This is a genomic window from Cupriavidus necator A5-1, from assembly GCF_000744095.1.
Classification (GTDB): Bacteria; Pseudomonadota; Gammaproteobacteria; order Burkholderiales; family Burkholderiaceae; genus Cupriavidus; species Cupriavidus necator_A.
The window spans coordinates 214,924-221,171 of sequence record NZ_JQLI01000003.1 but is presented as its reverse complement, the minus strand read 5'-3'; the positions used below and the strand labels follow the sequence as shown (position 1 = coordinate 221,171).

General features: G+C 65.4%; 4 protein-coding genes, 1 rRNA gene and 4 pseudogenes. 2 read left to right on the top strand and 7 right to left on the bottom strand.

Annotated elements, in window-relative coordinates:
* The 5 genes and pseudogenes from K307_RS22025 to K307_RS51095 form a co-directional block, all read right to left on the bottom strand.
* Positions 1 to 556, bottom strand: a 556-nt coding sequence (locus tag K307_RS22025; protein ID WP_042882763.1) for an ABC transporter permease, incomplete at its 3' end; no start/stop codon positions are given.
* Positions 557 to 676: 120 nt separating this feature from the next.
* The gene (locus tag K307_RS51110; protein ID WP_419187164.1) at positions 677 to 1,057 is read right to left on the bottom strand and encodes a hypothetical protein; all 381 of its coding nucleotides are present in this window, start codon (positions 1,055 to 1,057) and stop codon (positions 677 to 679) included.
* A 50-nt stretch (positions 1,058 to 1,107) separates the two neighbouring features.
* Positions 1,108 to 1,846 (bottom strand): annotated as a pseudogene (locus K307_RS51105) (ABC transporter substrate-binding protein); the annotation flags it as partial.
* Positions 1,843 to 1,983, bottom strand: a complete 141-nt coding sequence (locus K307_RS51100) for an ABC transporter substrate-binding protein (RefSeq protein WP_419187162.1) — start codon at positions 1,981 to 1,983, stop codon at positions 1,843 to 1,845. The gene K307_RS51100 and the pseudogene K307_RS51105, both read right to left, overlap by 4 nt.
* Positions 1,968 to 2,258 (bottom strand): hypothetical protein, encoded by a 291-nt coding sequence (locus tag K307_RS51095; RefSeq protein ID WP_419187163.1) that lies wholly within the window; start codon positions 2,256 to 2,258, stop codon positions 1,968 to 1,970. Before K307_RS51095 ends, K307_RS51100 begins: the two co-directional genes overlap by 16 nt.
* Positions 2,259 to 2,578: 320 nt before the next feature.
* Between K307_RS51095 and K307_RS22015 the strand changes: the two are divergent.
* A pseudogene (locus K307_RS22015) lies at positions 2,579 to 3,767 on the top strand (M20 aminoacylase family protein).
* Positions 3,749 to 4,827, top strand: a pseudogene (locus K307_RS22010) (DUF2891 domain-containing protein). Before K307_RS22015 ends, K307_RS22010 begins: the two co-directional pseudogenes overlap by 19 nt.
* Positions 4,828 to 4,851: 24 nt before the next feature.
* Here the strand turns inward: K307_RS22010 and K307_RS22005 are convergent.
* Together K307_RS22005 and rrf are read right to left on the bottom strand one after the other, a co-directional pair.
* Positions 4,852 to 5,801, bottom strand: a pseudogene (locus tag K307_RS22005) (DUF3047 domain-containing protein).
* A gap of 285 nt (positions 5,802 to 6,086) precedes the next feature.
* Positions 6,087 to 6,200, bottom strand: a 5S ribosomal RNA gene (gene rrf, locus K307_RS22000).
* Positions 6,201 to 6,248: the final 48 nt, after the last annotated feature.

Genomic DNA, 6,248 nt, shown 5'->3' with positions numbered 1-6,248 from the left:
GGATGCCGTCGACGGTCAGGAAGCTGAGCGGGATCCCGAGCACGCGCACCGTTTCGCCGCGCCCGTTGGACGGCAGCCAGCCGAGCTGCACCGCGAACACCATGATCAGCATCAGGCCGACCCAGAAGGTGGGCAGCGAAAAGCCCAGGATCGACACCGTCATGATCGACTTGCCAGCCACCCCGTTGGGCCGCAGGCCGGCCCACAGGCCCAGCGGGATCCCCAGCACGATCGCCAGCAGGATTGCGCACACGGCCAGCTCCATGGTGGCGGGCATGCGCTCGAAGATCAGCTTGAGCGCCGGCGTGCCGTGCGCGAAGGAGGTACCCAGGTTGCCTTGCAGCGCGTTCTGCAGGAACACCCAGTACTGCTCCCACAGCGGCTTGTCCAGGCCCAGCGCCGCGATGGTGCGCTTGATGTCCTCCTGGTCGGCCTGCGGGTTGATCAGGATGTCGACGGGATTGCCGATGGCAAAGACGCCGAGGAAAACCAGCAGCGACATGACGAAGAGCACGACCACGCTCTGCATCAGGCGCCGGATGATGAAAACCAGCATATTCAGACCACTATCCTTTCGCGCGCGAATGCGCGCGCCGCCCGGGCAGCGCCGAAGCGCTTCCAGGCGGCGCGGCAGCCGTACGCGGCACCGCTAACACAGCAGCAGGCAGGCAGCCGCTTACTGGGGCTTGAAGTTATGCGCGTAGGTGCGCTCGTCGGTACGCGGCACGTAGACGATGCCCTTCTGCGTGGCCCAGGTAGTCACCTGCTGGTGAATTGGGATGATACCGCCATCGTTGATCGCGATCGCGGTGGCTTCCTGCAGCAGCTTGGAGCGCTCGCCGTCGTCCACGGTCGACAGCGCCTTCTCCAGCACCGCGTCCATCTTGGGGTTGCAGTACTCGCCCCAGTTGGTGGTGCCGAAGCCCTTCTTGCTGTCCTCGCACGCCAGCAGTGCGCGTAGCGGCGAGCTGACCTCGCCGGTCTGCGCACCCCAGCCGAGCAGGCCGAACGACCACTCATGCTTGATGCCCTTGGACGAGTACGTCGCCATCGGCATGCCTTCCACCTTTTGGCGATGCCGATGCGGGTCAGGTTCTGGGCGATGGTCTGCGCGATTTTCTCGTCGTTGACGTAGCGATTGTTGGGCGTGTGCAGCGTCACGCCGAAGCCGTTCGGGTAGCCCGCCTCGGCCAGCAGCTTCTTGGCGGCCTCGGGTCGTACTTGACCGTCTTCAGGTTGGGGTTGTAGCCGAACAGCGTGGGCGGCACCAGGTTGTTGGTCGGCTCGGACAGGCCTTCCATCAGCCGGTCCTTGATGCCCTGGCGGTTGATGGCCATGCTGATGGCATTGCGCACGCGCGCGTCCTTCAGCGGGTTCTTGTCCATCGGCGCGCCTTCCTTGGTGGTAACGTAAGGCGACTTGTCGCGCTTGGCATCGAAGAACAGGTAGATCACGCGGTGCGAGATCTTGGAGAAGAACGACAGCTTGGGATCCTGCCGCACCTTGGCAGGTCAGGCGTGGGCACGTTCTCGATCGCCTGCACGTCGCCCGACAGCAGCGCCGCCAGGCGCGTGGCCGGGTTGGGGATAAAGCGCAGCGTCGCCTTGTCCCAGGCGGGCTTGGCGCCCCAGTAATCGTTGTTGCGTACCAGCTCGACCCGGTCGTCGCGGGCATAGCTGACGAACTTGAACGGGCCGGTGCCGATCATGCCCTTGCCCTGGGCGAAGTCGTCGGAACTGAGCCCTTGCGTGGCCTTCTTCTGCACGATGAAGATCGACGTCAGGTCGTTCAGCATCAGCGGGTAAGGCTGGTTGGTGGTCAGCTGGATGGTGTACTTGTCGATCACCTTCTTGTTGACGATCGCCTTGGTGTAGACGTCGAACTTGCCCGGCTGTTCTGGATGGTGGCCGGGCGGTCCAGCGACCAGACCACGTCCTCGGTGGTCAGCTCGGAGCCGTCGTGGAACTTCACGCCCTTGCGGATCTTGAATTCCCAGGTGAGGTTGTTGACCAGCTTCCAGGACTCGGCCAGGCCGGGATGATGCGGCTGTCCGGGTCCATCTTGACCAGCGAGTCGAACACGTGCTCCGACACGTTGATATTGGAGAACAGGTTGTAGAAGTGCGGATCCATCGAGGTCGGCGGCGAACTCATGGCCAGTTTGAGGTCCGCGGCCTGGGCGTTGCCGGCGAATGCCAGGCCAAGGGCCCCGGTCACCGCGACCACACCAATTGCCTTCTTGAAAGTGCGAAGGGACATCGCGCAATTCTCCCTGTAGGAAGTGAAGCAGACGTAAGGATCGGCAATGCGCGCACACCACGGGTCACGCGGTGGCGCTGCGTTTTGGTGCGCTAGCGCAACGCAAAGCAACGGATTGCCGGCCGGGCACTTCAAGCATGAACTGCATGCCGCGGCAATGCGGGGAAACCCACCCGCGTGGCATATTGCACCGCGCCAAAACGGCGCCGGCGCATGTTTCGCCGCATTTTGGCGCTTTGCGGGCAGGCATCGTATGATCGGGTAATCCAACGCCTTGCGCTGCATGGCACAGGCCCCTTCCGCCCCAGACTCCCGGCATCATGAAGCTCATACCGAAATCCTGCAGGCGCAAGCCGAATCCAGGCAATCCGACGCGACATCCACGCCCACCGGAACTCTGCTTCGAGGAACAGCGCACCGCCGACGTGGTCGCGCGCACCTGGAATCGTGGGGCATTGAAGTCCATCGCGGGCTGGGCACCACCGGCCTGGTCGGCGTGATCCGCAACGGCAGCAGCGGGCGCAGCATCGGCCTGCGCGCCGACATGGAACGCGCTGCCGCTGCAGGAGGCCAATACCTTCGGCCACCGCTCGCAACACGCGGGCAAGATGCACGCCTGCGGCCACGACGGCCACACAGCGATGCTGCTCGGCGCGGCGCGCTACCTGGCGCAGCACAAGCCCTTCGACGGCACCGTCACCTGATCTTCAGCCGGCCGAGGAAAGGCGGCGGCGGTGCGCGCGAGATGATCAACGACGGGCTGTTCGAACGCTTCCCGTGCGACGCAGTGTTCGGGGTGCACAACTGGCCGGGCATGCCGGTAGGCGCTTTGGCACCCGCGCGGGCCCGCTAATGGCGTCGAGCAACGAGTTCCGCATCGTCGTGGCGCGGCAAGGGGGCGCACGCCGCGATGCCCCACAACGGCAACGATCCAGTCTTCACCGCGGCGCAGATCGTGTCGGCACTGCAGGGCATCATCACCCGGCAACAAGCGTCCGATCGACACCGCGGTGATCTCGGTCACGCAGTTCCATGCCGGCGACGCGACCAATATCGTGCCGGACCAGGCCTGGATCGGCGGCACGGTGCGCACGTTCACGGTGCCGGTGCTCGACCTGATCGAGCGGCGCATGGAAGAGGTGGCGCGCGCGGTGGCGACGGCGTTCGATTGCACCATCGAATACGAATTCCGCCGCAACTACCCGCCGACGATCAACAGCGAAGCCGAAACCGGCTTTGCCGCGACGGTGGCCACCGAACTGGTCGGCCCGGCCAACGTCGACAGCGACGTCGAGCCCACCATGGGCGCCGAGGACTTTTCCTTCATGCTGCAGCACAAGCCGGCTGCTACCTGTTCCTGGGCAACGGCGACGGCGCGCACCGCGAGTCCGGGCACGGCTTGGGCCCTGCATGCTGCACAACCCGAGCTACGACTTCAACGACGAGTTGCTGCCGGTCGGCTCGACCTTCTTCGTGCGGCTGGCGGAGAAATGGCTGGCACCTGCGTGACGGGGCACATCGACAATAACAGGGGAGCTTCAGCGATGGGCCGCTCGGCGCTGGATCGCGAGACGGCGCGCAGCTTTGCGCGCGTGGCCATGGACAATGTCCTGCGCCGCTATCCGTACAAGGTGGATCACATGATGGCAGGCGCCGGCGACGTGGCCGAGCCGGCGACCTGGCACCCTGTGTTCTGCGGCAGCTATGACTGGCACTCCAGCGTGCACATGCACTGGCTCCTGGTGCGGCTGCTGGGCTGTTCCCCGACCTCGAGGAAGCGCCGCGCATCCGCGAAACGCTGGACACGCAGTTGCGGCCGCAGGGCATCGCGGTCGAGCTCGATTATTTCCATCGGCCGGGTTCGCGGACCTTCGAACGTCCTTACGGTTGGGGCTGGATGCTGAAGCTGCAGGCGGAGCTGCTCGCCTTGTCGCAGCACGACGCGCAGGCGGCCGGCTGGGCTGCGGCGTGCGCGCCGCTGTCCTCCCATCTGGCGCGGCAACTGGCTGAGTTCCTGGATGCGGCGGATTTCCCGGTGCGCACCGGCACTCACTTCAACAGCGCCTTTGCACTGGTGATGGCGCTGGCCTATGCACGGACCCAGCAGGATCCCGCCCTGCGCCGCGCCATCGTGCGGCGCGCGCACCGCTGGTTCGCGCATGATCGGAAATATCCGGCGCGCTATGAACCCGGCGGCGACGAATTCCTGTCAGGCGGCATGACCGAGGCCGTGCTGATGCGCGCCGTGATGGACGGCAGCGCGTTTGCGGAATGGTGGGAGTTGTTCGTGCCGGCGCAGGTGGAGCTGGCCAACTGGCTGACGCCGGTCGAGGTCGGCAACCGCAACGATCCCAAGACGTCGCACCTGGACGGGCTCAACCTGTCGCGCGCGTGGTGCTGGCGCCTGCTGGAACCGGCGCTGCCGGAGCCCCTGCGGCCCCTCGCTGTCCGGGCGTGGTCGGACCATGTCGACGCTTCGCTGCCGCAGGCCGTCGAGGGCCAGTATGTGTCCACGCACTGGCTGGCGTCGTTCGCAGTGCTCGCGCTGGCCGAGCCAGTCGGCGGTTGAGCCTGTTGCCTCAGCGCGCCGGCATCAGTCCAGCGCGATGTCTCCGTACCAGGATTCCACCTTGCTCTTGGTGTTGTCGGTATCGGTCATGATGCCGACCGCAATGACGCGGCCCGGATCCGTCCCGAACGCCTCGCGATAGTCGGCGCGCAGGTCGCGCTCATGGCATCGCCATTCATTGGTGTGCTTCATGCCGCTATCTACCACAATCATGCGCACACGGTCGGTATGGGGATTGGACAGCACGGTACCTTCCGCGCGCCTGCCGCCCCAGATATACATCAGCGTGGCGTAAGGCATTTCGCGGCCGGTGGTGAGCCGGGCCATCTCGTACATCAACTGGTCTTTCAGCGGCAGGCCGCCCTTGTCGCCATCGAAGGCGACGAACAGGCGCAGCGGCGAATCCTCGCGCGGCCGTGGCTGTTGTCGGCGTTGCGGATGATGCCGCTGGTTTTCCAGGTCCAGCGCAGCATGCCGGCATCGCGGTCGCGCAGCGGCACGTAGAGGCCGGAGGCCGAGCTTTCGGCCTGCGCATGAACGACTACGCGCTGGTCGACCTCCGCCATCGAATAGCGGGTGGGGATCTTGTTGCGGTTGATGGTCCAGGGCTGCCAGCCGACCGGTAGCTGATCGCGGCGCTGCGCGACGGAGAACAGTGGCAGCGTGGCGAGGGTCGGAGGCGGTGCGGCGTCGTCGGGCTCGCCGTCTTCACCGGATTCCGCCTCGACCGCGCGGGTGTTGGCGGCGCTCAGCGGGTCGTGCGACGACACCGCGCGCGCTTCGGCGGCTGCCTGCGCCGCGGCGTGAGCGGACATACGCCTGGCGAAAGCCTGGCAATCGATCGCGGAGTTGGCGGCCGTGGGAGCGTTATCGCCTAAGGGAACCGCGGAAGTTGGGGGAGTGGAAGCGCATCCCGCCAGCAGCAGTGCGCCGGCGGCGCCGGTGAAAACCAGCCGAAACACCTTGGCCGTCATGTAACCCCTCGAATCCCGAAACCGGCCTTGCTTCCTGGGCGAAGGCCTGGCTATTGCTCACTGCTTGCTGCAAAACGCTGTTGCAAACGACTTCGTGCCCGCGTGGGCACTTGAGTGTCGAACATAGCAGAAGGTCGGCGCCGCCGGAATGCTGGACGACCCGCGATGCAGCACGAAAACAACGACCGGCAACGGCCAGGAGGTCACATCGAGGGAGCATGCGATTCGCACGCCTTAGAAAGCAAAAACCCCAGCCTGTTAGGGCTGGGGTTCTGCGGGATAAGAGCCTGGCGATGACCTACTTTCACACGGGTAATCCGCACTATCATCGGCGCGGAGTCGTTTCACGGACCTGTTCGGGATGGGAAGGGGTGGTTCCAACTCGCTATGGTCACCAGGCATAAGGGGTTGTGGCGCTGGGGTTGAAGCCAGCGTCACGAATAGGGA